This is a genomic window from Streptomyces sp. P6-2-1 (assembly GCF_050613165.1).
Classification (GTDB): Bacteria; Actinomycetota; Actinomycetes; order Streptomycetales; family Streptomycetaceae; genus Streptomyces.
Window position 1 is genome coordinate 6,368,252 of sequence record NZ_CP192513.1, and the last position, 22,351, is coordinate 6,390,602.

A 22,351-nucleotide genomic window follows, 5' to 3' on the forward strand; every position below is an offset into this window, starting at 1 on the left:
CGCGGCGCCCGCGCCTACGCCTTGCGGGCGAGGAACTGGACCGTACGGAACTGCCGCTTGTCCGTGGGCTCGGGCTCCATGACCGTACGGGCCGTCCGGCGCAGCCCGCGCGCGTCGAGGAGCGCGGCGAGGCGGTCGGGGGACCAGCGGTAGGCGGTGGTCACGGCGTGGTCGTAGGACTGCGTCTCGTGCGCGGGCCCGTCGGTCGCCGCGAGGGAGAGCAGCAGGTGCCCGCCGGGAGCGAGGACGCGGGCGAACTCGTCCAGAACCGCCGGTACTTCGGCGGGCGGGGTGTGGATGAGCGACCATCGCGACAGGACGCCGCCGAGCGAGCCGTCCGCGAGGTCGAGGGCGGCCATCGAGCCGACCTCGAAGCGCAGCCCCGGGTGGGCCTCGCGCGCGAGCCCGATCATGGCGGGCGAGGCGTCCACCCCGAAGGCGCGCAGCCCGAGGCCGTGCAGGTGGGCCGTCACGTACCCGGGCCCGCAGCCGAGGTCGGCCACCTCACCGTCCCCGGCCGCGCGCACCAGCTCGGCGAAGGCGCTCAACAGGGCGCGTTCCAGGGGAGCTTCACGCAGCGACTCGCCGAAGAGCCGCGCGTAGAGGGGAGCGACGGCATCATAGGCGGTACGGGTCGCCGGCAGGCTCGCGTGTTCGGTCATCCGCCGAGGGTACGGCCCGGCCTACGCGGTGGCCACGGCGACGACGACGTGGAGCGTCACGGCGGCGAAGAAGGGCTCCGCGGCGAGGTGGCCGAGCCAGCGCTCGGCCTCGGCGGCGTTCAGGTATCCCGCCGACACCGCGCGCTCGGTGGTGCGCCGGAGACCGAGTACCCGGTCGGCGGCCTCGACCTCGCGGAAGACGGAGGTGACGGGGACGGCGCGCCGCACCGAGAACCCCGCCTCGCGCGCGAGCCGCGGCAGTTGCCGCCCGATGACCCCGTTGCGCACGATCCGGTCCGTCACGTGGCGGGTGTAGGCGCGCGCGAGGCCGAGGTCGGGGTGGTCGATCGCGAGCGAGTCCCAGTCGGGCTCGCCCATGACGAGCCTGCCGCCGGGGCGCAGCACGCGCCGGATCTCCGCGAGCGCGCGGGCGGGGTCGACGACGTGCTGGAGGCCCCGGTCGGTACGGGCGAGGTCGGCGGAGCCGTCCGGGAACGGCAGGGCGTGGAGGTCGCCGGCCACCACGCCGACGTGCGGCGTGGCCCGTGTGCGCTCGCGCGCCCGTTCGGCCAGGCCGGGGAGGAGTTCGACGCCGACGACCCTGCCGGTCGGGCCGACCGCCTCGGCGAGCGGGCCGAGATCCGCCCCCGAACCGCAGCCCAGGTCGAGCGCCGTCGCACCGGGCCGGGCGCCCAGCGCGTCGAGAATGACGCCCTTGTAGGAACGCGCGGCGTCGGTCGCCGCCAGCCGGTCGAGGTAAGCGGCCGGGTCAGGAACGGCACGCTCGAACAGGTCTGTCATGGACGGGGCCCTCCGTCGGGGAATCCTCCGCGCCGAGGAAGGCGGCCGGTGCGGCCGCCCGCGGAACCCGGACCACGCTACCCCCGCTACTCGTCCACGTCCTCGTCCACGTCCCCCAGATGCTCCGCCACCGGCCAGTCGCCGCGTGCCCCGGCCGCGAGCAGTACGGGCAGGCGGGCCGCCATCCCGCGTGGGCGCACGGTCTCCGCCGTCGCCGCGAGGGCCCGCGCGCTCCACCAGCGGTGGCCGTGCGTCGCCTCGCGCGTGTCGACACGTACGGCGGCGGTCTCGGCCGCGTCCAGGACGACCACGCGGAACTCCTCGTCCTGGTCGGTCCGTACGCCGTCCACGGTGTAGAGGGCGTGCCGCGTCCACACCACGGGGCCGAGCCGGTCGGGGGACAGGACGAGCCCGGTCTCCTCCTCCACTTCGCGCAGCGCCGCCGCCACGGGCGACTCGCCCGCCTCGATGCCGCCGCCCACCGTGAACCACCACGCCGCGCCCGGCGTGCGCGGGTCGCGGGCGCACAGCAGGAGGAGGCGCCCCTCCGGATCGGTGAGCAGGACGCGCGAGGTGCGGCGCGTGCGGACGGGCCCGGGGCCGCTCATACGCCCGGCGCCTCCCGTACGGCGATGCCGTGCCGCTTCAGCGGCGCGGCCGTCACGCCCTCGCCCGGCACCAGCGTCCCGCCGAACGTGCCGTCGTGGACCTCGCCCGCGCCGCACGAGGGGCTGCGCGGCATGAGGACCGCATCGGCGCAGCCGGTGCGGCGGGCGGTGGCGAGGGCGCGTGCGGCGCCCGCCACGAACGCGGCCGTCACATCGCTCCCCGTGTCGTCCACGACCCTCGCCGAGCCGTCGAGCACCCCGTGTCCGTCCCCGCCGCGCAGTTCGGCCGCGCGGCGCGGCGTCGGGAGGCCCCCGGCCTGCTCGGGGCAGAAGGCCACGACGCGGCGCCCCGCGAGGAGTTCGCCGAGCGCCTCCACGCGCTTGTCGCGCCCGTCGTAGCGGCAGGGGACGCCGCGCAGGCAGGCGCTCACGAGGACGGGGGAAGGCTCGGTCCCGGTTTCCACGCCCCCACCGTACGCACCTCGCGTCCCGCCCGTACGCGCCCCTCGTCCGCCCGTACGCACCTCGCGTCCCGCCCGTACGCGCCCCCGGTCCGCCCGTTCCGTGCGCCATTCTGAGCGCTTGCTTTCCCGGGGCTTGTGCCGGGACCGCGCCGTTCATAGCATCGCCGGTGTTACATCAGTTGTGTCACAAGGCCGGGAGTCGTGCGGATGAGCGGAACAGCGGAGCGGGGCGGGCCCCTCGCCGGGGTGCGGGTCCTGGAACTTGCGGGGCTCGGCCCCGGGCCCTTCGCCGCGATGCTCCTCGCCGATCTCGGCGCGGACGTCGTACGGGTCGACAGGCCCGAGCGCGGCGGCATGTTCGGCATGGACCCCGCCCGCGACTTCACCAACCGGGGCAAGCGCTCGGTCGAACTCGACCTCAAGAGCGAGGCGGGCGCCGCGGCGGTGCTCGCGCTCGCGGCCCGCGCCGATCTCCTCGTCGAGGGCTTCAGGCCCGGCGTCGCCGAGCGCCTCGGCGTCGGCCCCGCACAGGCGCTCGCCGCCAACCCCCGGCTCGTCTACGGCCGCGTGACGGGCTGGGGCCAGGAAGGCCCGCTCGCCCACCGCGCCGGGCACGACCTCACCTACCTCGCGCCCACCGGGGCCCTCGCGCTCAGCGGCCGCCCCGACGAACCCCCCGCCTTCCCCGCGAACCTCCTCGGCGACTTCGCCGGCGGCTCCCTCTACCTCGTCGTGGGCCTCCTCGCCGCGCTGCGGCACGCCGAGCGCACGGGCGAGGGCCAGGTCGTGGACGCCGCGATCGTCGACGGCGCCGCCCACCTCACGACGCTCCTGCACGGCCTCATGGCGGCGGGCGGCTGGCAGGACAGGCGCGGCAGCAACCTGCTCGACGGCGGCAGTCCCTTCTACGGCTGCTACGAGACCGCCGACGGCCAGTACATGGCGGTCGGCGCCCTGGAGAAGCGCTTCTACCACGAGTTCGTCGCCCGTCTCGGCATCGCCGAAACCGCGCCCGCACGCGAGGACTTCGACCGCTGGGACGAGCTGCGCACACGCATCGCGGCCGCCTTCAAGTCCCGTACCCGGGCGGAGTGGACGAAGGTCTTCGCCGACTCGGACGGCTGCGTCGCGCCCGTGCTCTCGCTGCGCGAAGCACCCCACCACCCGCACCTCGCCGTCCGCGACACCTTCGTCCCCGGCCCCGAAGGCGCCCCGCAACCCGCCCCGGCCCCCCGCTTCTCGGCAACACCGGCCCCGGCACCGGGCCCCCTCCTCGCGCCGGGCGCGGACACGGCGGCGGTGGCGGACGACTGGGGTGTGCCCGACCTCGCGGAGCGCCACGACTGAGCCCCCGTCGACAATCCGGCCCCGCCACCGTCCAGCCCCTCCGGAGCGTGAGGAGCGGAGTCCCCGGCGGAGCACCGAAACCTCCCGAAAGGGTCGACATGCCCACCGAAGCGTACGTCTACGACACCCTCCGCACTCCCCGGGGCCGCGGCAAGGCCAACGGCTCCCTGCACGGCACGAAGCCCATCGACCTCGTCGTCGGACTCCTGCACGCCCTCCAGGAGCGCCTGCCCGGGCTCGACCCCGCGGCGATCGACGACATCGTGCTCGGCGTCGTCTCGCCGCTCGGCGACCAGGGCTCCGACATCGCGCGCATCGCGGCGGTCGCGGCCGGGCTGCCCGATACCGTCGCCGGGGTGCAGGAGAACAGGTTCTGCGCCTCCGGGCTCGAAGCGGTCAACCTCGCGGCGGCGAAGGTCCGTTCGGGCTGGGAGGACCTCGTGATCGCGGGCGGCGTCGAGTCGATGTCGCGCGTCCCGATGGCCTCGGACGGCGGGGCCTGGGCGATGGACCCCCTGACGAACCTGGAGACCGGCTTCGTCCCGCAGGGCATCGGCGCCGACCTCATCGCGACCATCGAGGGCTTCACCCGCCGCGACGTCGACACGTACGCGGCGCTCTCGCAGGAACGCGCGGCCACCGCCTGGAAGGAGGGCCGCTTCGACCGCTCCGTCGTGCCCGTGCGCGACCGCAACGGCCTCGTCGTGCTCGACCGCGACGAGCACCTGCGCCCCGGCACCACGGCGGACAGCCTCGCGAAGCTCAAGCCGTCCTTCGCCGACATCGGCGAACTCGGCGGCTTCGACGCCGTCGCACTCCAGAAGTACCACTGGGTCGAGCGGATCGACCACGTTCACCACGCGGGCAACTCCTCCGGGATCGTGGACGGTTCGGCGCTCGTCGCGATCGGCAGCGAGGAGGTCGGGCAGCGGTACGGGCTCCGCCCCCGCGCCCGTATCCTCTCGGCCGCCGTCTCGGGCTCCGACCCCACGATCATGCTCACCGGCCCCGCGCCCGCCTCGCGCAAGGCCCTCGCCAAGGCCGGGCTCACCGCCGCCGACATCGACCTCTTCGAGATGAACGAGGCGTTCGCCGCCGTCGTCCTGCGCTTCGCACGCGACATGGACATCCCGCTCGACCGCGTCAATGTCAACGGCGGCGCCATCGCCCTCGGCCACCCCCTCGGCGCCACCGGCGCGATGCTCCTCGGCACCCTCATCGACGAACTCGAACGCCGCGACCAGCGCTACGGCCTCGCCACCCTCTGCGTGGGCGGCGGCATGGGCGTCGCCACCGTGATCGAACGCCTCTGACCGCTCCGCGGTGTCGCCGTGGGCAGTCGTTCCGCACGGGCGGAACGGGTGGACACGGCGCGCCCCCGGCGGGCCGGCGACCCTCGCGGCCCGCAGCCCGGCCCTTCCTCGTACACACGGAGCCACCATGACCCCCGCCCCGCCCCTCCGCTGGGAACTCGACGACACCGGCGTCCTCACCCTCGTACTCGACGACCCCGCCCAGTCCGCCAACACGATGAACGCCGCCTTCCGCGCCGCGCTCATCGCCACCGCCGACCGCCTCGAAGCCGAACGCGACAGCGTCCGCGGCATCATCCTCACCTCCGCCAAGAAGACCTTCTTCGCGGGCGGCGACCTCCGCGACCTGCGGGCGGCCCGGCCCGAGGACGCCGCGCGCGTCCTCGCCGACTCGCTCGCGCTCAAGGGCGCCCTGCGCCGGATCGAGACCCTCGGCAAGCCCGTCGTCGCCGCGATCAACGGCGCGGCGCTCGGCGGCGGCTACGAACTCGCCCTCGCGAGCCACCACCGCGTCGCGCTCGACGCGCCCGGCTACCGCATCGGCCTCCCCGAGGTCACCCTCGGCCTGCTCCCCGGCGGGGGCGGCGTCACGCGCTCCGTGCGCCTCCTCGGCATCGCCGACGCACTCCTCACCCTCCTCCTCCAGGGCACCCAGCACACCCCGCGCCGCGCCCTGGAGAAGGGACTGATCGACGAACTCGCCACCGACCGCGACGACCTGTTCGCCAAGGCCCGCGCCTTCATCGACGCGCACCCCGAGTCGGCGCAGCCCTGGGACCGCCCCGGGTACCGCATCCCGGGCGGCACCCCCGCGCACCCGAAATTCGCCGCGAACCTCCCCGCCTTCCCCGCCAACCTCCGCAAGCAGACGGGCGGCGCCCCCTATCCGGCCCCGCGCGCCATCATGGCCGCCGCCGTCGAGGGCTCCCAGGTCGACTTCGAGACCGCGCAGACCATCGAGGCCCGCTACTTCACCGGGCTCGTCACCGGGCAGACCGCCAAGAACATGATCCAGGCGTTCTTCTTCGACCTCCAGAAGGTCAACTCCGGCACCGCGCGCCCCGAAGGAGTGCCGCGCCGCAAGGCCGCGAAGGTCGCCGTGCTCGGCGCCGGGATGATGGGCGCGGGCATCGCGTACGCGTGCGCCCGGGCGGGCATCGACGTCGTGCTCAAGGACGTCGACCCGGAGGCGGCCGCACGCGGCAAGGCGTACTCCGAGAAGCTGCTCACCAAGGCCGTCGCGAAGGGGCGCAGGACGGAGGCCGAGAAGGCCGGACTCCTCGCGCGCATCACGCCGACCGCCGAGGCGAAGGACCTCGCGGGCTGCGACACCGTCATCGAGGCGGTCTTCGAGAACACCGCGCTCAAGCACCAGGTCTTCCAGGAGATCCAGGACGTCGTCGCGCCCGACGCGCTCCTGTGCTCCAACACGTCGACGCTCCCCATCACGACCCTCGCCGAAGGCGTCGAGCGGCAGGCCGATTTCATCGGGCTGCATTTCTTCTCGCCCGTCGACCGCATGCCGCTCATCGAGATCATCAAGGGCGAACGCACCGGGGACGAAGCACTCGCGCGCGCGATCGACCTCGTACGGCAGATCGGCAAGACCCCGATCGTCGTCGCCGACTCCCGCGGCTTCTTCACCTCGCGCGTCATCGGGCAGTTCATCCAGGAGGGCCTGGCGATGGTCGCCGAGGGCATCGAGCCCGCCTCCGTCGAACAGGCCGCCGCGCAGGCCGGTTACCCCGCCAAGGTCCTCTCGCTCGTCGACGAACTCACCCTCACCCTCCCGCGCAAGGTCCGCGACGAGAGCCGCGCCGCCGTCGAGGCCGCGGGCGGCACCTGGGCGGAGCACCCGGCCGACGCCGTCATGGACCGCATGGTGGACGAGTTCCGGCGCCCCGGGCGCGCGGGTGGCGCGGGCTTCTACGAGTACGAGGACGGCAGGCGCGGGCGGCTGTGGCCCGGACTGCGCGAGCACTTCACGAAGCCGGGCACCGAGATCCCCTTCCGCGACATGCAGGAGCGCATGCTCTTCTCGGAAGCGCTCGACACCGCGCGGCTGCTCGACGAGGAACACGTGCTCGGCTCCGTCGCCGAGGCCAACATCGGCTCGATCCTCGGCATCGGCTTCCCCGGCTGGACCGGCGGCGTCCTCCAGTACATCAACGGCTACGAGGGCGGCCTGCCCGGATTCGTGGCCCGCGCCCGCGCACTCGCCGCGCGCTACGGCGAGCGCTTCGCGCCCCCTGCCTCGCTCGTGGCCAGGGCGGAACGCGGTCAGCCGTACCTCGACGAGGACTGACGCCGTACGGGGGAGGGGAGCCGGTCAGCCCGCGTCCGGTTCCCCCTCCCGTCCGTTCCCGCCCAGTGGGAAGGCGCCCCGCAGCTCCTCGTTGAGCGAGCGCTGGAAGGCCGTGAGCAGCGCCTGGAGCACGAGCGGCTGCATGTGCGCCGACAGCGAGCGCGCCTCGCCCGCCTCCCGCACGCCCACCTCGCCCCGGAAGACCTCGCTCAGCTCGTGCGCCGTCCGCGCCGCGTTGCGCAGCAGCACCTCGCGCGCCGCCGCGATCGCCTCGCGCGACATCGGCAGGTCGAGGAGGCGCACGGCGAGCCCGACGAGCACGGTGTCGAGCACGTACCGCTCCCCGGCACCCGGCACCGGCGTGAGCACCCCCATCGCGGCCAGCCGCTCCAGCTCATCGGTGCCCAGGCGCCGCCCGATCCGCTCCTCGGCCTCCGCGCGCCCGCACTCCACGGCCGCGTCCGGCAGCCAGGAGGCGACCATCGCACGGTGGATCGCCAGCTCGTACGCCGTCGTCTCCGCGGGCAGCCGCGCCACGTACCGCTCGATCGCCGCGAGCGTGAGGCCCTGCCGCTGGAGGTCGTCGACGAGCGCGAGGCGTGCGAGGTGCCCCGGGCCGTAGAGCCCGACGCGACGGGGCCCTATCCGGGGCGGCGGGAGCAGCCCGCGCGTCGCGTAGAAGCGCACCGTACGGACCGTGAGGCCCGCGCGGGCGGCCAGCTCGTCGACCGTGTACGTGCGCTCCGCGTCCTCCGTGTTCTCGGCGTCCTCGGCGTCCTCCGTGTCCGGCTCGGGGACGCCCGGCGCCGGTGTGCGCGCGGTGCGGGTGACTGCCACGATCCTTCTCCCCGGGGCTGCGGTGCGTTTCTCCGGTGGAACACTATTGCTGTCTCACCGATGTTGTGAAGATCGGGCCCGTCACCGGAGGTTGCGCGGCCGTGCGGGCCGGGTAGCCCTGGGACATGCACCTGCTCCTCGCGGGATCGCTCCTGATCGCCACGGCCCTGTTCCTCGCCCGCGCACTCTCCGTCCGCAGACGCGAGCGCTGGGGCGTACGCGAGACGGCGGCGCCCGCCGCGCTCCTCGCCGGCATCGTGGTCGCCGCGCCGGGCCCCCTGCCTCCGCCCGGCGGCCGCCGCCACACCGACCAGGCCCGGCGCGAGGCGGCCAGGGTGCGCGCCGAGGCCGAGCTGCGCGACCGCGCGTCGGAACTCGCCGCACTCCTCGCCGCCCGGGGCGCCTGACCCCCCGCACGCTCGCGATCCGCACGCCCCCGATCCGCACGCTCGCGGATCCGCGTGTCCACCGGCGCATCCACCGGCGCATACCCTGGAGGCACCCGTCCCGCCGAAGAAGAGGTGCCCCCGTGCCGCCCAGCGCGCCGCCGCCCGAGCCGCCACCGCCCGGCGGGGTGCTGTGGAGCCTCGCGGGGGACGTGCGGACGCTGCTCATGCTCCCCTCCGCGCTGCTCCTCCAGGTCGCCCACCCGGCCGTCGGCGCGGGCGTCGACACGCACTCGGTCTTCCGCACCGACCCCTGGGGCCGCGCGGCCCGCTCGCTCGACTCCCTCCTGCTGTGGGTGTACGGGGGCGAGGCGGCCCGCGCCGAGGGCCGCAGACTGCGCCGCCTGCACCGCGACATCAGCGGCACCGACACCCGGGGCCGCGCCTACCACGCGCTGCGCCCCGAGACGTACGCGTGGGTGCACGCGACCGGATACCCGGTCAACCGGCGCGGTCTCGCCCTCCTCGTCCGCCCCCTCACGCCCGAGCAGGACCGCGCCTTGTACGCGGAGTGGCTGCGGGTCGGGCGCCTGCTCGGGCTGCGCGAGCGGGACATGCCCGCGACGCCTGAGGAGTTCTGGCCGTACTACCGCCGGATGCTCGCCACGGAGGTGGAGCACACCGCGGTCGCTCGCGAACTCCTCGCCACCGATACCCGGGTCCCTGCCCCCGACCGCGGCCCTCTCGCCCTGCGCCTGACGCTGCGCGCCCTGTGGCCCCTCCTGCTCCCCGCGGCGCTGCGCGCCCGCCGCTTCCTGACGATCGGCTTCCTCCCCGCCGACGCCCGCGAAGCCCTCGGCCTCCCCTGGTCCCGCGCCCAGGAACGCCGCCTCCGCCGCCTCGCGACAGCCTTCCGCCTCCTCGTTCCCGCCCTCCCCGAGCACCTCCGCTATCTGCCGTACGCGTGCGGAGCCCGGCGGAGGGCACGCCGGGCGTAGGCGCCGGGGCGTCGCCGTGCGGGCCCGCGCCCCGGCCGCCGCGCCCCGGCCGCCGCGGCCCGGTCCCGCCCGCTCGTTCCTCAGCCCCCGAAGCCCCGCACCCGCTGCCGCACGAAGAGCGCCGCGCGTTCCAGGGCCTCGTCGGCCTCGTCCAGCTCGCCCCTGAACGCCTGGAAGACGTGGGGCACGTCGGCGACCACGTCGAGGACGACGTCCACGCCCGCCTCGCGGGCCCGCGAGGCGAGGCGGGTCGCGTCGTCGAGAAGGATCTCGTGGGTGCCGCTCTGGAGGAGCATGGGGGGAAAGCCCGTCAGGTCGCCGTGCACGGCGGGGCTCAGGAGCGGCTGGTCGGGGTCGGCGCCCGCGCGGTAGAGGACGCTGTTGGCCTGGAGCCCCTCGTGGGTCAGGAAGGGGTCGGCCGCCGCCCGGGACCGCCTGCTCGCTCCCGTGCCGGCCGCGTCGAGACCCGGGGAGAAGGCGAGCAGCGCCGCGGGCAGCGGCAGTCCCGCGTCCCTGGCGGCGAAGCACCCCGTGACGGTCAGCCCGCCCCCGGCCGAATCGCCCGCGAAGACGATCGCCCCCGGCTCCGTACCGGCGTCGAGCAGCGCCCGGTAGGCGGTCACGGTGTCCTCGATCGCCGCGGGAAAGGGGTGCTCGGGCGCGAGCCGGTAGTCCAGCGAGTACGCCCGCAGCCCTGTCGCCGAGACGAGCGCGCCCGTCAGCGACAGTGCCGTCTCCGGCGAGCCCATGAGCCAGCTGCCGCCGTGGAGGTAGAGGATCGTCGCCGCGCCGCGCGGACCGTCCGCCGGGTCCACGCGCAGGGCGGGAAGTCCGCCGAGGCTCGTGGGCGCGGTGACGATGTCGTCCGGGACCCGCATCCGGGCCATGAGCGCCGCGAAGCCCGCGCGCCGCTCCTCGATGGAACGCGGTCCCTCCGGCGCGGGATGCCGCAACAGCGCGTCGACGCGCGTCCGTTGTTCCCTGCTCATGAAGGTCTCCCAGTGCATGCCGAGGAATGTATTCCCCGTACACTACCTTCTATGGAAGGTAAATCGGCGCAGGACGGCGCCTCTTCGGGCCCGCTCCCCGCGCTCTTCGACGACCTCGTGCGCTGCGAGACCCGCCTCTACAACGCGATCGGGGACCGCCTCCAGGCCCGGCACGGCCTGACGACCGCGCAGTTCGAGGCCCTGCGTCTGCTGCGCGCCAGGCCGGGCGCCCGCGTGGGCGAGCTGGCCACCGCCTTCGTCATCGGCGCGGGCGCCGCGAGCAAAGTCGCCGACCGGCTCGTGGCCCGCGGCTGGGCGCGCCGGCGCCCCAACCCGCAGGACCGCAGATCCGCGCTCCTCGATCTGACTCCCGAGGGCGGCGACCTGGTGGACGCCGCCGAAACGACCTTCACCACCGCGCTCGCCGAACTGCTGGACCCGGCGCTCGACCCGGCGACGGTGGCTGTCGTCGCCCGCGCCCTGGCGGGACTGCGCGCCAGCCTGGAAGGGGAGGGCGCGGGGACGCCTGCGGGGTGAACGACTCCGGCGCGGCGACGGGCGCGAGCACGGGAGCGCGGGCGAGCCGTGCCCGCGAGCCGTGCGGGCCCGGCGGCGCCGCGGGTCAGCCCAGCGCCTGCGCCACCAGCCCCGCCGCCTCCCGCGCGCACCCCCAGGCCACTGTCACCCCGGCGCCGCCGTGCCCGTAGTCGTGCACGACCGGGGTGCCGTCCCGGAGGCGTTCCGCCGTGAGGCGCACGCCGCCGGTGCGGGCCGGGCGCAGGCCCACGCGGTGGGCGAGGACGCGGGCGCCCGCTATCTCCGGGCGGAGCGCGGCGCAGTCGCGGACGATCGCCCGCGCGGTGGCCGGGTCCGGGGTCTCCCTGTCGTCGTGTTCCTCGGCCGTGCCGCCGAGGAGGAGACCGTACGGCTGCGGGATGGAGTAGACCGAGCGCGCTCCACCGCCCGCCGTGGACGTGAACCATGTCGTCACACCGGGGTTCTCGACGAGGACGAGCTGGCCCCTTACCGGATGCACGGCCTCGTCGGGCACGAGCGAACGCGCCCCCAGACCCGTGCAGTTGACCACCGCGCGGGCCCCCTCGGCCGCTTCGGCGAGCGAGACCGCCGTGCGCGGTACGAGGCGACCGCCCGCCGCGCGCAGCCGCTCCTCCAGCCAGGCCAGGTGACGTGGCATGTCGATGACGGGCAGCCGCCCGAAGAGCCCGGGGGAGTGCGGGGACTCCGCCGCGGTCGCCGTGCGCAGGCCCGGTACGGAGGCGGCCCACGGCCCCAGCGTGCCGAACGACGTCTCCGCGTGCACGCCGTCGAGGAGCCGCACGCCGGTGCGCCCGGGATCGGCCGCCCATTCCCCGTACACCGCGAGCGTCTCCAGGGCCCACGCGCCGACCCGTTCCTCCGGCTCGATGTGGTACGGCCACCACAGGCCGCCCGCGACGGCCGAGGTGGCGCGTGCGGCGGGCCGCTCCGCCCAGATCTCGACCTCGTACCCGGCGCCGCGCAGCTCCAGCGCCGTGCTGAGCCCGATCACCCCCGAGCCGAGGACGCGGACCGGAGCGGAAACGGCGACGGAAGGTGAGGTCATGGCCCAAGACCGTACCGCCGGGTGCTCAACGCACCCGGCCCACCCCCGCGTACAGCCCGCCACGCGGCACGTCGAGCGCGGGGGCGCCGCCCTCGTCCCACTCGGTGACCGTGACGAGCCCGGGGGCCACGAGGTCGAGCCCGTCGAAGAAGCGGCTCACGGCCGCGTGGTCGCGCAGCGCCATCGCGATACCGCCTTTCGCGTACTCCGCGGCCGAGGCTTCGAGTTCGCGCGGGAAGAGGTCGTACGCGGAGTGGGTCAGGACGAGGTGGCTGCCGGGCGCGAGCGCGTCCGTGAGTGTCCGCACGATGTCGTACGCGCCCGTCTCGTCCGGAAGGAAGTGGAGGATCGCGATGAGCGAGAGACCGACCGGGCGCGAGAGGTCGAGGTGCTCGGCGGCGTGGGCCAGGAGTCCGCCGGGCTCGCGCGCGTCGGCGGGCAGGTAGTGCGTCGCGCCCTCGGGGCGCGAGACGAGCAGCGCCTGCGCGTGCGCGAGGACGATCGGGTCGTTGTCGGCGTAGACGACGCGCGCCGCCGGGTTCACCTCCTGCACCACCTGGTGCAGGTTCGGCTCGGTCGGTATGCCGGTGCCGACGTCGAGGAACTGGTCGACGCCCTCGCGCGCGAGCCAGCGCACCGCGCGGTGCATGAAGGCCCGGTTCTGCCGCGCTCCTTCGGCCGCCTCCGGCGGCAACTGCGCCGCCACCGCCTCGTCGACCGGATAGTTGTCCTTGCCGCCGAGCAGCCGGTCGTAGACCCGTGCGGGGTGCGGCCTGCTCGTGTCGATCCCGGTCTGTCCTTCGCCCATGACGGCCCCTCCAGAGCGCCCGAGTGATCACTGTGGACTCATTCTGTCCGAACACGGGTGACTACAGGGGAAGTCGAAGGCAATACGCAGGGCAGGGGACGGGGGCGGCTCGTACGGGAGCCGCCCCCTTTCACCGCCGTACGGGACTCAGCGCCCCGAGCGGCCGCCGCGCCGCTGACCGCCCTGGTTGCGACCCTGGCCGCCACCCTGGCCGTCACCCGTGAGACCCGCGCGCCGCAGCGCGTCCGCCATCGCCGAGTTGACGGGCGCGGGCCCGCCCGAGCCGCCGGAACGCCCCGTACCGCCGGAACGCCCCGCACCCCCCGTACCGGCACCGCCGCCACCGCGCTGCCGCGGCGGCCGCTGACCGCCCCCGCGCCGCTCGCCGCCGTTGCCGCCGCCGTCCTGCCCCTGCGCCCCGCGCGGTCCGCGCTCCTGGCGGCCACCGCCACCGCCCCCGCGCCGCCCGCCGCGCTCCGCGCCGATCTCGTCGTCGAGCCGCAGCGTCAGCGAGATCCGCTTGCGCGGGAGGTCCACGTCCAGGACCTTGACCTTCACGATGTCGCCGGGCTTGACGACCTCGCGCGGGTCCTTCACGAACTCCCGTGAGAGCGCGGAGACATGGACGAGCCCGTCCTGGTGCACGCCGATGTCCACGAAGGCCCCGAAGGCGGCGACGTTCGTCACGACGCCCTCCAGGACCATCCCGGGCTCCAGGTCGGAGAGCTTCTCGACGCCCTCCTTGAAGGTCGCCGTGCGGAAGGCGGGCCGCGGGTCGCGCCCCGGCTTCTCCAGCTCGCGCAGGATGTCCGTCACGGTCGGCAGACCGAAGGTCCCGTCCACGAACGCGTCCGGGCGCAGCGAGCGCAGCGTCCCCGTGTCGCCGATGAGCGCGGCCACGTCACCACCCGTCGCCTTCGCGATCCTGCGCACGACCGGGTACGCCTCGGGGTGCACGCTCGACGCGTCGAGCGGGTCGCTGCCGCCGCGGATGCGCAGGAAGCCCGCGCACTGCTCGTACGCCTTGGGGCCGAGCCGCGCGACCTTCTTCAGCTCCGTGCGGGAGCTGAAGGGACCGTTCTCGTCGCGGTGCCGCACGATGTTCTCGGCGAGCGTCGCGCTCACCCCCGACACGCGCGAGAGGAGCGGTGTGGACGCGGTGTTGACGTCCACACCCACGCCGTTGACGCAGTCCTCGACGACCGCGTCGAGCGAGCGCGAGAGCTTCACTTCGCTCAGGTCGTGCTGGTACTGGCCGACCCCGATCGACTTCGGGTCGATCTTGACCAGTTCGGCGAGCGGGTCCTGGAGGCGGCGCGCGATCGAGACCGCGCCGCGCAGCGAGACGTCCAGCTCGGGAAGTTCCTGCGAGGCGAAGGCGGAGGCCGAGTAGACCGAGGCGCCCGCCTCCGAGACGACGACCTTCGTGAGCTTCAGCTCCGGGCGCGCCGCGATGAGTTCGCCCGCGAGCTTGTCGGTCTCGCGCGAGGCGGTGCCGTTGCCGATCGCGATGAGGTCGACGTGGTGCCGCTCGGCGAGGCGCGCGAGGGTCGCGAGCGCGTCGTCCCAGCGGTTGCGCGGGGCGTGCGGGTAGATCGTGTCGGTCGCGACGACCTTGCCCGTCGCGTCCACGACGGCGACCTTCACCCCGGTACGCAGCCCGGGGTCGAGCCCCAGCGTCGCGCGGGTCCCCGCGGGCGCCGCGAGCAGCAGGTCGCGCAGGTTCGCGGCGAAGACCGAGACGGCCTCGTCCTCGGCCGTCGTACGGAGCCTGAGACGCAGGTCGATGCCGAGGTGGACGAGGACACGGGTGCGCCAGGCCCAGCGGACCGTCTCGCGCAGCCACGCGTCCCCGGGCCTGCCCCGGTCCGCGATCCCGAAGCGGTGCGCGATGACACCCTCGTACGAGGAGGGGGCGCCCGGCTCGGCGGGCGGCTCCTCGGGCTCCAGGGTGAGGTCGAGCACCTCTTCCTTCTCGCCGCGGAGCAGCGCGAGGACGCGGTGCGAGGGGAGCTTGGCGAAGGGCTCGGCGAAGTCGAAGTAGTCGGAGAACTTCGCTCCGGCCTCCTCCTTGCCCTCACGGACCTTCGAGGAGAGGCTGCCCCGCGTCCACATGCGCTCGCGCAGCTCGCCGATGAGGTCGGCGTCCTCGGCGAACCGCTCCGAGAGGATCGCACGCGCCCCGTCGAGCGCGGCCTGCGCGTCCGCGACGCCCTTGTCCGCGTCGACGTACGCGGCGGCCACCTCGGCGGGCTCCCGCGAGGGGTCGGTGAGCAGCCCTTCGGCCAGCGGTTCGAGCCCGGCCTCACGGGCGATCTGCGCCTTGGTGCGTCGCTTGGGCTTGAAGGGGAGGTAGACGTCCTCCAGGCGCGCCTTCGTGTCGGCGCCGAGGATACGGGCCTCCACCTCCTCGGTGAGCTTGCCCTGCTCCCGTACGGATTCGAGCACCGCCGTGCGCCGCTCCTCCAGCTCCCGCAGGTAGCGCAGCCGCTCCTCCAGGGTGCGCAGCTGGGCGTCGTCGAGCGTGCCCGTGACCTCCTTGCGGTAGCGCGCGATGAAGGGCACCGTCGAGCCGCCGTCGAGCAGTTCGACGGCCGACCTCACCTGCCGCTCCTGAACTCCGAGTTCCTCGGCAATGCGTCCTTCGATGGACGCTGATTCGGTGGACCCCGTGCGGGCTGTCGTCACGTTCCCGTACCGCCTTCTGACTTGCGAAGCTTGGGGCCCATTCTGGCAGGCGGCGCCCGGGCGGCGGGGCAGGGTCGGCGGGCCCAGGCGCGGCGCGCGGTGCCCGGGGCGCGGCCGAAGAGCCGGTCGAGGGCACGGAACGGCAGCGTGACGACGTGGCGACGGCGGAGCCGGTCCGCCGCGGGGCGTCGGCGAGGGCGCGGAACACGGCGCCCTCCTTCCGGGGGTGTCGCGGGGGGAGTTCCCTGCCCGGAGTACGGGCCGGGCTGCCCGGGGCCGCGGGGGTGAACCCGCGGTGATCACCGGGCCCGGCACCGTACGCGCGAGGCCGTCCGCGCCCGGGCACTACCCCTTGCCGAAGATCCCCGCGGGGAAGGCCCCCGCCCCGATGCCCGCGCGGGTGAAGCCCTTCGCGAGATCGGTGAGGCGGGCGACGTCCTCGGCGCCCAGGTACTCGTACGGGGCCTGGTCGAGCGCGTCCGTCTCGGCCTCGACATGCGCGCGGAGCGCCTCGCCCGCCTCGGTCAGTTCGCCCTCCGCGTCGAGCAGCCCGCGCTCGCGCAGTCGCGCGACGGCCGCCTCCCAGTCCGCGCGGTGCCAGCCACGGCTCGCGAGGACGAAGCGCGGCACCATGCCGCGTCCGGTCGCCGTGTGTGTCACGAGCGCCTCGACGGGGCCGAGCCCGGCGCGCAGGAGCGTGTGGACGTGCCCGTCGCCCCGGTGCTCGCGCAGGAGCGTCGCGGCGTGCCAGTACGCGAGGTGCGGTTCCTCGGGCACGGGGAGGTCCGCGTGTGCCGCGTAGAGCGGGCGGCCCTGCGGGGTGCACGCCTCGGTGGCGCGCAGGGCGAGCCGCGCGGCCTCCTTCATCTCCGCCGATTCCACGGCCTCGTCCCCGAGGAGCCGCCGCAACGAGCGGTCCACGGTGCGCAGTCGGGCCTGGAGCACGACGCCGGGGAAGGCCGTGCCCCAGACGGCGGGCACGTGCCGGGCGACGAGTTCCGGCGAGAAGTTGTAGAAACTCGCCGTCACGACCCCGGCCCCGACCTGCCCGAAGGCGGCGGCGCGCGTGGCGAGGTAGACGGCCGAGGCGTCGCCGAGCCCGAGCCGGCCCATCTCCTCGGCGAGTTCGGGCGAGAAGTAGTGGAAGGAGTGCAGCGGATTGACGGCGTTGTGACAGCGGCGCGCGGCGCGCTCGGGCAGCGGGGTGCGGGTCGGTTCGCTCATACCCGTACGTTACCTACTGGTAGGTACGTGGTGGGTGCGGGCCGGAAAGGCGGCCTGCCCGTCATTGCCCGCCCCGGGCCCCGCCCCCCAGAATCGACGCCGTACCCGCGCCCCCGCCCACAGGAGCCCCCGTGCCGCTCTTCGCCTTCGCCCTCTTCGAGGGGTTCACCGCGCTCGACGCGATCGGCCCGTACGAGATGCTGTGCCGCGTGCCCGGGGCCCGCACCGTCTTCGTCGCCGAGCGCCCGGGCCCCGTACGCGCCGACCGAGGCGAGGTCGTCCTCGAAGCGACGCACGCGTACGAGGACGTCGCCGATGCCGACGTGCTGCTCGTCCCCGGCGGCCCGGGGCAGAGCACGCACATGTCCGATCCCGCGCTCCTCGGCTGGCTGCGTGCCGTCGACGCGCGCTCGCGCTGGACGACGTCGGTGTGCACGGGCTCCCTGCTCCTGGCCGCCGCGGGTCTCCTGCGCGGGCGGCGCGCCACGACCCACTGGCTCTTCCCCGACGTGCTCGCGACGTACGGCGCGGAGCCCGTGGCCGAGCGCGTCGTGCGCGACGGCAAGTACGTGACCGCCGCCGGCGTCTCGGCCGGCATCGACATGGGCCTCGCGCTCGTCGGCGAACTCGCGGGCAGGGAGCACGCGGAGCAGGTCCAGCTCGCCACCGAGTACGACCCCGGGCCGCCCTACGACGCGGGGTCCCCGGCGAAGGCCCCCGCCGCGCTCGTCGCGCGGCTGCGCGCGGGCCGCAGGCCCGCCATCGACGACGGGACGTACAGTCCTGTGCGGGCGGCCCGGCCTGGGGCGGTGAGCGAGGGGCGGCGGGATGGGTGAGGCAGCGGCGGGGACGGGCCGCGCGCCGCTCGGCGCGATGGTCGTGCGGGTGGCGCGGCTGCACCGGATGCTGGCGGGACAGCTGCTGCGCGAGGTGGGGCTCCACGTGGGGCAGGAACTCGTGATGCTGGAGCTGTGGGAGCGCGGCAGGCTGCGGCAGGTGGACCTCGCCGAGATCCTTGGCGCCGACGCGGCGACCGTGACCCGCACCGTACGCCGCCTGGAACAGGCCGGTTTCGTACGACGCGTGCCCTCGCCGACCGACGGGCGCTCGGTCCTGGTGGAGCCCACCGTCGCCTCGTTCGGCGTGCGCCGGCGCGTCGAGGAGCTGTGGGACGTGCTGGAGTCCTGGCTGACCGAGGGGCTCGGCGAGGACGAGAAGGCGGAGAGCGTACGGGTCCTGGAGCGCCTGGAGGAGGGCCTGTCGCGGCGGGTGGAGCCGGACGGGAAGTGCTGAGCGGGGGCGGGCCGCCGGGCGGGGCGGCCTTCGGCGGGCCGGGACCCGTGGGCCCCGGCCGGGTGCCGGCAGGCGGTCCCGCCCGGCGCGGGGGTCAGGCGTCGAGCGCCGGGTAGTCCGTGTAGCCGTGGGCGTCCCCGCCGTAGAAGCTCGCCACGTCCGGGGTGTTGAAGGGGCCGCCCGCCCGCAGGCGCGCGGGGAGGTCGGGGTTGGCGAGGAAGAGCGCGCCGAAGGCGAGGAGGTCCGCGGTGCCGTCCTCGACGAGCTTCAGGCTCTCGGGCCCCGTGGGGGCCCCGTCCGTGAAGGGGTTGAGGACGAAGGTCCCCGGCCACTGCTTGCGCAGGCGCAGCAGCAGGTCGCGCACGCCGGGCGCCTCCATCTGGTGGAGGTAGGCCAGGCCGAGCGGGGCGAGCGCGCCGACGAGCGCGGTGTACGTGGCCTCCAGGTCCGCGGGGTCGGTCTCGGCGATGTCGTTGAACGGGTTGCCGGGCGAGATCCGGAAACCGACCCTCTCGGGGCCGATCGCCCCGGCCACGGCCTTGGCGACCTCGACAGCGAAACGGATGCGCCCCTCGGGACCGCCGCCCCACGCGTCGGTGCGGAGGTTGGAGCCGGGCGCCAGGAACTGGTGGACCAGGTAGCCGTTGGCGCCGTGGATCTCGACGCCGTCGAAACCGGCCTCGATCGCACGGCGCGCCGCGCCCGCGAAGTCCGCGATCGTCTCCTCGATCTCCTCGCCGGTCAGCGCGCGCGGTTCCACGAAGTCCTGCGGGCCCTCGCCGGTGAACACCTGCCCCGCTGCCTTCACCGCCGAAGGAGCCACCGGCGTGAGCCCGGTCAGGCTGGGGTGCCCGATGCGTCCCGTGTGCATGAGCTGGAGGAAGATCACGCCGCCCTTGGCGTGCACCTCCTCGGTCACCCGGCGCCAGGCGGCGACCTGCCCGTCGGTGTGGATACCGGGCGTGGCGGGGTAGCCCTGACCTGTCGCGGACGGCTGGGTGCCCTCGGTGACGATCAGCCCCGCGCTCGCCCGCTGCCCGTAGTAGAGAGCGGTCAGCTCGGTCGGGGTACGGCTCTCCGCTTCGGCGCGGCTGCGGGTCATGGGGGCCATGACGATGCGGTTGGCCAGCGTGGTGCCGGCGAGGGAGTAGGGCTCGAAGACCTGCGACATGGGATGCTCCTCGGCTTATTGCTGTCCGGCCCATCAAACGGCCCGGACGCGCGAGAGGCAAGCAGGTGATGGACGCTTGGTACGCCAAGTCGGTCTGTGGCAAGCGAAGTTATCGCGTCATGCCGGGATGTGGTGGGAGAGGAATAGAAAGCTGACCGGACAAGTTGACGCCCGGAATCGGGCCGGAATCGGGCCGGAATCGGGCACAGGATCGGTGGGGGGAGGCCGGGCCGGGATCGGTGGGGAACCAGGCCGGGATCGGAGCGGAGGCGGACCCGGGCGCGGTGCGCGGCCCGCGCGGCGGTGAGGGCGCACCGGCGATCCGGACCGTGCATCTTGTGGCTCGTATCGTTCAACGCATGACCGAAGACGGTCGAAGTCTGTCGATCCCCGGCCATTTGCGGTCAGCGGGGTGGTACGGACCTGCGAGGTCCGACACTCGGGCGCGTGGTGACTACCGAACGCGACGACGACCAGCCGGGCAGGGACACAGACGGGAGCGGGGGCGCCGGGCCGATGCCCTGGGAAGGGGTGTGGCGCTTCACCGCCCCGGCCGTCGACGTCTCCGTGCCGCAGGCCAGGCACGCCGTACGGGACCTGCTGCGCCGCCAGGGCGTCCCGCTCGCCCCCGACCTCGCGCAGGGCCTGCTGCTCATCGTCTCCGAACTGGTCACCAACGCGGTCAGGCACGCGGCCGTCGTCTCGCCCGAGCTGGCCGTCGAGGTCGCTGCGGGGGCGGACTGGGTACGGGTCGCCGTCGAGGACGACCATCCCTACCGGCCCACGGCCTTGGAGGCGGACGCGGCGCAGACCGGGGGGCGCGGGCTGCTCCTCGTCAGGGAGATCGTCCGCGAGGAGGGCGGGGCCTGCGACGTCGAGCACACCGCACGCGGCGGGAAGGTCTGCTGGGCGCTCCTGCCGCTCTCGCCGCGTACGTGAGGGCCGCGCACGTGAGGGCCGCGGGCGCGCGGACCGCGACCGCGCGGCCCTCCGCGGCGGGGGCTCACCAGCCCGCCGTACCGCCCGTCAGCTCCCGCACCGCAGGGCGCACCGCGTCCAGCACGGTCGGGAACCACGTCGAGAAGGTGTCCCTGGCGTGCCGCTCGGCCAGTTCCCGCGGCGTCACGAAGACGGTCTCGGCGATCTCCTCGGGGTCAGGGGCCAGCTCGCTCGGCGAGAGCCCCACAAAGAGGTGGTTGTACTCCTGCTCCACGAGCCCGGAGAGCGGGTCGGGATGGTTGTAGCGGACCGTGCCCGCCTCGGCGAGCAGCGAGGGCGCGACGCCCAGCTCCTCGAAGGTACGGCGCGCGGCGGCGGCGAAGGGGGCCTCGCCCGGGTAGGGGTGGCCGCAGCACGTGTTCGACCAGACGCCCGGGGAGTGGTACTTGCCCAGCGCGCGGCGCTGGAGCAGCAGCCGCCCCTCGCGGTCGAAGAGGAAGACGGAGAAGGCGCGGTGCAACTGGCCCGGGGGCTGGTGAGCGGCGAGCTTCTCCGCCGTACCGATGGTGGTCCCGCTCTCGTCCACCAGCTCCAGGAGGATCTCCTCGGTGCTGGTGGTGGGGGAGGAACTGTCGGCCGCGGTGGCTGATGAGATCGGCATGCGCATCCTTCGCTTCTGGCTTGCCCCAAGTCTGCCGTACGCCGCACGCGCCTCCCGCAACCGCCCGTCCACGCGTCGTGGCCGCCCCCGGCGCGGCGGGGAACCGGGCCGGTGAGCCGCCGCTCGGCCGCTACAGACAGCTGCCCGCCTCGTGCTCCGCGTGCCCGGCGGGCTCCAGCTGGAAGGTGCAGTGCGCGACGTCGAAGTGGTGGCCGAGGCAGCCCTGCAAGTCGTGGAGCATCTTCTCGTGCCCGACCGAGTCGAGTACGCCGGAGTCGACGACGACGTGCGCCGAGAGCACCGGCATCCCCGAGGTGATCGTCCACGCGTGCAGGTCGTGGACCGCGCACACCCCGGGCGTGCCGAGGATGTGCGCCCGCACCTCCGCGAGATCGACCCCGCGCGGCGCCGCCTCCAGGAGCACGTTGAGCGTGTCCCGCAGCAGCCGCCAGGTGCGCGGCACGATCATCAGCCCGATGAGCAGCGAGGCGATCGTGTCCGCGTACGGCCACCCGGTGAGCCATACGAGGAGCGCCGAGACGATCACGGCGAGCGAACCGAGCGCGTCGGCCATCACCTCCAGGAAGGCGCCGCGCACATTGAGGCTCTCCTCCTGGCCGCGCAGGAGCAGCCCGAGCGAGACGCAGTTGGCGAGGAGACCCACGACACCCACCACGAGGGCGAGCGAGCCGTCGGTCTGCGCGGGCTCCATGAAGCGCCGCACCGCCTCGTAGACGACGTACCCGCCGACCCCGAGCAGCAGCAGGCAGTTCGCGAGCGCCGCCAGGATCTCGGCCCGCGCGTACCCGAACGTCGCCGTGTCGCTCGGCGGCCGCGCCGCGACGTGCACGGCGAGCAGCGCCATGCCGAGGCCGAGCGCGTCGGTCGCCATGTGCGCGGCGTCGGCGACGAGCGCGAGCGAGTGGGAGAGGAGACCGCCCACGATCTCGACGACCATCACGGCCAGGGTCAGCGCGAGGGCGATGCGGAGGCGGCCGCGGTGGGCGTGCGTGGCGGTGCCGTGCGAGTGATCGTGGCCCATGAGATCCTCCCCTTCTCTCGCGGTTAGTGAACCCTTACCTCCGGGCGCGGAGCAACACGAGGCTGAACACCGTTGTCATTGTGCTGACCAGCGGCTTCCGCGGGGCGATGCTCCCTGCCCCGCTCCTCAAGGGCCGGAGGGGCCCAGGTTATGCACGCTTGTGGCGAATTGTCGGCCCCTGGCGGAATGTCGGCACCGTTCGTCCGGATACG

The 22,351-nt window shown here is 74.6% G+C and carries 22 protein-coding genes; 9 read left to right on the forward strand and 13 right to left on the reverse strand.

Annotation, left to right across the window (positions count from 1 at the left end):
* Positions 1-14 precede the first annotated feature (14 nt).
* The 4 genes from ACQYWQ_RS26850 to ACQYWQ_RS26865 all read right to left on the reverse strand — a co-directional run bounded on the left by ACQYWQ_RS26850 (position 15) and on the right by ACQYWQ_RS26865 (position 2,535).
* Complete coding sequence (locus tag ACQYWQ_RS26850; protein ID WP_431038183.1) at positions 15-662, reverse strand: class I SAM-dependent methyltransferase; 648 nt, start codon at positions 660-662, stop codon at positions 15-17.
* 21 nt (positions 663-683) lie between these two features.
* Positions 684-1,463, reverse strand: a complete 780-nt coding sequence (locus ACQYWQ_RS26855; RefSeq protein ID WP_431038184.1) for a methyltransferase domain-containing protein — start codon at positions 1,461-1,463, stop codon at positions 684-686.
* An 86-nt stretch (positions 1,464-1,549) separates the two neighbouring features.
* Positions 1,550-2,071, reverse strand: a complete 522-nt coding sequence (locus tag ACQYWQ_RS26860; RefSeq protein WP_431038185.1) for an NUDIX hydrolase — start codon at positions 2,069-2,071, stop codon at positions 1,550-1,552.
* Positions 2,068-2,535, reverse strand: a complete 468-nt coding sequence (locus ACQYWQ_RS26865) for a DUF523 domain-containing protein (protein ID WP_431038187.1) — start codon at positions 2,533-2,535, stop codon at positions 2,068-2,070. Before ACQYWQ_RS26865 ends, ACQYWQ_RS26860 begins: the two co-directional genes overlap by 4 nt.
* Before the next feature lie 207 nt (positions 2,536-2,742).
* Here ACQYWQ_RS26865 and ACQYWQ_RS26870 point away from each other — a divergent pair, with 207 nt between their 5' ends.
* The 3 genes from ACQYWQ_RS26870 (at position 2,743) to ACQYWQ_RS26880 (ending at position 7,500) form a co-directional block, all read left to right on the forward strand.
* Positions 2,743-3,882, forward strand: a complete 1,140-nt coding sequence (locus ACQYWQ_RS26870; protein ID WP_431038188.1) for a CaiB/BaiF CoA transferase family protein — start codon at positions 2,743-2,745, stop codon at positions 3,880-3,882.
* A 98-nt stretch (positions 3,883-3,980) separates the two neighbouring features.
* Positions 3,981-5,195, forward strand: coding sequence for an acetyl-CoA C-acetyltransferase (locus ACQYWQ_RS26875; protein ID WP_431038190.1), 1,215 nt, complete (start codon positions 3,981-3,983; stop codon positions 5,193-5,195).
* A 127-nt stretch (positions 5,196-5,322) separates the two neighbouring features.
* Positions 5,323-7,500 (forward strand): 3-hydroxyacyl-CoA dehydrogenase NAD-binding domain-containing protein, encoded by a 2,178-nt coding sequence (locus tag ACQYWQ_RS26880; protein ID WP_431038191.1) that lies wholly within the window; start codon positions 5,323-5,325, stop codon positions 7,498-7,500.
* Positions 7,501-7,524: 24 nt separating this feature from the next.
* Here the strand turns inward: ACQYWQ_RS26880 and ACQYWQ_RS26885 are convergent, their stop codons facing one another.
* On the reverse strand, positions 7,525-8,337 hold the full coding sequence (locus tag ACQYWQ_RS26885) for a MerR family transcriptional regulator (RefSeq protein WP_431038192.1): 813 nt from the start codon (positions 8,335-8,337) through the stop codon (positions 7,525-7,527).
* A gap of 125 nt (positions 8,338-8,462) precedes the next feature.
* Between ACQYWQ_RS26885 and ACQYWQ_RS26890 the strand changes: the two genes are divergently transcribed.
* A complete protein-coding gene (locus tag ACQYWQ_RS26890; RefSeq protein ID WP_431038193.1) occupies positions 8,463-8,744 on the forward strand; it encodes a hypothetical protein in 282 nt (93 codons plus the stop codon).
* 122 nt (positions 8,745-8,866) lie between these two features.
* Positions 8,867-9,721 carry an oxygenase MpaB family protein gene (locus ACQYWQ_RS26895; RefSeq protein ID WP_431038194.1) on the forward strand — a complete coding sequence of 285 codons (855 nt, stop codon included), beginning with the start codon at positions 8,867-8,869 and terminating at the stop codon, positions 9,719-9,721.
* 80 nt (positions 9,722-9,801) lie between these two features.
* On the opposite strand, the gene ACQYWQ_RS26900 is transcribed toward ACQYWQ_RS26895, so the two are convergent.
* Positions 9,802-10,710, reverse strand: a complete 909-nt coding sequence (locus ACQYWQ_RS26900) for an alpha/beta hydrolase (protein ID WP_431039363.1) — start codon at positions 10,708-10,710, stop codon at positions 9,802-9,804.
* 51 nt (positions 10,711-10,761) lie between these two features.
* Between ACQYWQ_RS26900 and ACQYWQ_RS26905 the strand changes: the two genes are divergently transcribed.
* Positions 10,762-11,247, forward strand: a complete 486-nt coding sequence (locus ACQYWQ_RS26905) for a MarR family winged helix-turn-helix transcriptional regulator (protein WP_431038195.1) — start codon at positions 10,762-10,764, stop codon at positions 11,245-11,247.
* An 85-nt stretch (positions 11,248-11,332) separates the two neighbouring features.
* Here ACQYWQ_RS26905 and ACQYWQ_RS26910 read toward each other — a convergent pair whose 3' ends face one another.
* The 4 genes from ACQYWQ_RS26910 to ACQYWQ_RS26925 form a co-directional block, all read right to left on the reverse strand.
* On the reverse strand, positions 11,333-12,313 hold the full coding sequence (locus tag ACQYWQ_RS26910; RefSeq protein WP_431038197.1) for an FAD-dependent oxidoreductase: 981 nt from the start codon (positions 12,311-12,313) through the stop codon (positions 11,333-11,335).
* 25 nt (positions 12,314-12,338) lie between these two features.
* Positions 12,339-13,121, reverse strand: a complete 783-nt coding sequence (locus tag ACQYWQ_RS26915) for an SAM-dependent methyltransferase (RefSeq protein WP_431038199.1) — start codon at positions 13,119-13,121, stop codon at positions 12,339-12,341.
* 147 nt (positions 13,122-13,268) lie between these two features.
* Positions 13,269-15,809: a Tex family protein gene (locus ACQYWQ_RS26920; protein WP_431038200.1), complete on the reverse strand. Its 2,541-nt coding sequence runs from the start codon at positions 15,807-15,809 to the stop codon at positions 13,269-13,271.
* 345 nt (positions 15,810-16,154) lie between these two features.
* Positions 16,155-17,033, reverse strand: coding sequence for an SCO6745 family protein (locus tag ACQYWQ_RS26925; RefSeq protein ID WP_431038201.1), 879 nt, complete (start codon positions 17,031-17,033; stop codon positions 16,155-16,157).
* A gap of 131 nt (positions 17,034-17,164) precedes the next feature.
* On the opposite strand from ACQYWQ_RS26925, the gene ACQYWQ_RS26930 reads away from it, so the two are divergent.
* A complete protein-coding gene (locus ACQYWQ_RS26930) occupies positions 17,165-17,869 on the forward strand; it encodes a DJ-1/PfpI family protein (protein ID WP_431038202.1) in 705 nt (234 codons plus the stop codon).
* A gap of 37 nt (positions 17,870-17,906) precedes the next feature.
* Entirely contained in the window at positions 17,907-18,326 is a 420-nt protein-coding gene (locus tag ACQYWQ_RS26935; RefSeq protein ID WP_431039364.1) for a MarR family winged helix-turn-helix transcriptional regulator, read from the forward strand.
* A gap of 94 nt (positions 18,327-18,420) precedes the next feature.
* On the opposite strand, the gene ACQYWQ_RS26940 is transcribed toward ACQYWQ_RS26935, so the two are convergent.
* Positions 18,421-19,497 (reverse strand): alkene reductase, encoded by a 1,077-nt coding sequence (locus ACQYWQ_RS26940; RefSeq protein ID WP_431038203.1) that lies wholly within the window; start codon positions 19,495-19,497, stop codon positions 18,421-18,423.
* A 516-nt stretch (positions 19,498-20,013) separates the two neighbouring features.
* On the opposite strand from ACQYWQ_RS26940, the gene ACQYWQ_RS26945 reads away from it, so the two are divergent.
* Entirely contained in the window at positions 20,014-20,436 is a 423-nt protein-coding gene (locus ACQYWQ_RS26945; protein ID WP_431039365.1) for an ATP-binding protein, read from the forward strand.
* A 64-nt stretch (positions 20,437-20,500) separates the two neighbouring features.
* On the opposite strand, the gene idi is transcribed toward ACQYWQ_RS26945, so the two are convergent.
* On the reverse strand, positions 20,501-21,097 hold the full coding sequence (idi, locus tag ACQYWQ_RS26950; RefSeq protein WP_431038204.1) for an isopentenyl-diphosphate Delta-isomerase: 597 nt from the start codon (positions 21,095-21,097) through the stop codon (positions 20,501-20,503).
* A 130-nt stretch (positions 21,098-21,227) separates the two neighbouring features.
* Positions 21,228-22,139, reverse strand: a complete 912-nt coding sequence (locus ACQYWQ_RS26955) for a cation diffusion facilitator family transporter (protein ID WP_431038205.1) — start codon at positions 22,137-22,139, stop codon at positions 21,228-21,230.
* Positions 22,140-22,351: the final 212 nt, after the last annotated feature.

Excerpts from the sequence above, each read along its gene's own strand:
- ACQYWQ_RS26850 (WP_431038183.1), bottom strand. The coding sequence starts at position 662 with ATGACCGAACACGCGAGCCTGCCGGCGACCCGTACCGCCTATGATGCC.
- ACQYWQ_RS26855 (WP_431038184.1), bottom strand. The coding sequence starts at position 1,463 with ATGACAGACCTGTTCGAGCGTGCCGTTCCTGACCCGGCCGCTTACCTC.
- ACQYWQ_RS26860 (WP_431038185.1), bottom strand. The coding sequence starts at position 2,071 with ATGAGCGGCCCCGGGCCCGTCCGCACGCGCCGCACCTCGCGCGTCCTG.
- ACQYWQ_RS26870 (WP_431038188.1), top strand. The coding sequence starts at position 2,743 with ATGAGCGGAACAGCGGAGCGGGGCGGGCCCCTCGCCGGGGTGCGGGTC.
- ACQYWQ_RS26875 (WP_431038190.1), top strand. The coding sequence starts at position 3,981 with ATGCCCACCGAAGCGTACGTCTACGACACCCTCCGCACTCCCCGGGGC.
- ACQYWQ_RS26880 (WP_431038191.1), top strand. The coding sequence starts at position 5,323 with ATGACCCCCGCCCCGCCCCTCCGCTGGGAACTCGACGACACCGGCGTC.
- ACQYWQ_RS26890 (WP_431038193.1), top strand. The coding sequence starts at position 8,463 with ATGCACCTGCTCCTCGCGGGATCGCTCCTGATCGCCACGGCCCTGTTC.
- ACQYWQ_RS26900 (WP_431039363.1), bottom strand. The coding sequence starts at position 10,710 with ATGAGCAGGGAACAACGGACGCGCGTCGACGCGCTGTTGCGGCATCCC.
- ACQYWQ_RS26905 (WP_431038195.1), top strand. The coding sequence starts at position 10,762 with ATGGAAGGTAAATCGGCGCAGGACGGCGCCTCTTCGGGCCCGCTCCCC.
- ACQYWQ_RS26910 (WP_431038197.1), bottom strand. The coding sequence starts at position 12,313 with ATGACCTCACCTTCCGTCGCCGTTTCCGCTCCGGTCCGCGTCCTCGGC.
- ACQYWQ_RS26915 (WP_431038199.1), bottom strand. The coding sequence starts at position 13,121 with ATGGGCGAAGGACAGACCGGGATCGACACGAGCAGGCCGCACCCCGCA.
- ACQYWQ_RS26925 (WP_431038201.1), bottom strand. The coding sequence starts at position 17,033 with ATGAGCGAACCGACCCGCACCCCGCTGCCCGAGCGCGCCGCGCGCCGC.
- ACQYWQ_RS26935 (WP_431039364.1), top strand. The coding sequence starts at position 17,907 with ATGGTCGTGCGGGTGGCGCGGCTGCACCGGATGCTGGCGGGACAGCTG.
- ACQYWQ_RS26940 (WP_431038203.1), bottom strand. The coding sequence starts at position 19,497 with ATGTCGCAGGTCTTCGAGCCCTACTCCCTCGCCGGCACCACGCTGGCC.
- ACQYWQ_RS26945 (WP_431039365.1), top strand. The coding sequence starts at position 20,014 with ATGCCCTGGGAAGGGGTGTGGCGCTTCACCGCCCCGGCCGTCGACGTC.
- idi (WP_431038204.1), bottom strand. The coding sequence starts at position 21,097 with ATGCCGATCTCATCAGCCACCGCGGCCGACAGTTCCTCCCCCACCACC.
- ACQYWQ_RS26955 (WP_431038205.1), bottom strand. The coding sequence starts at position 22,139 with ATGGGCCACGATCACTCGCACGGCACCGCCACGCACGCCCACCGCGGC.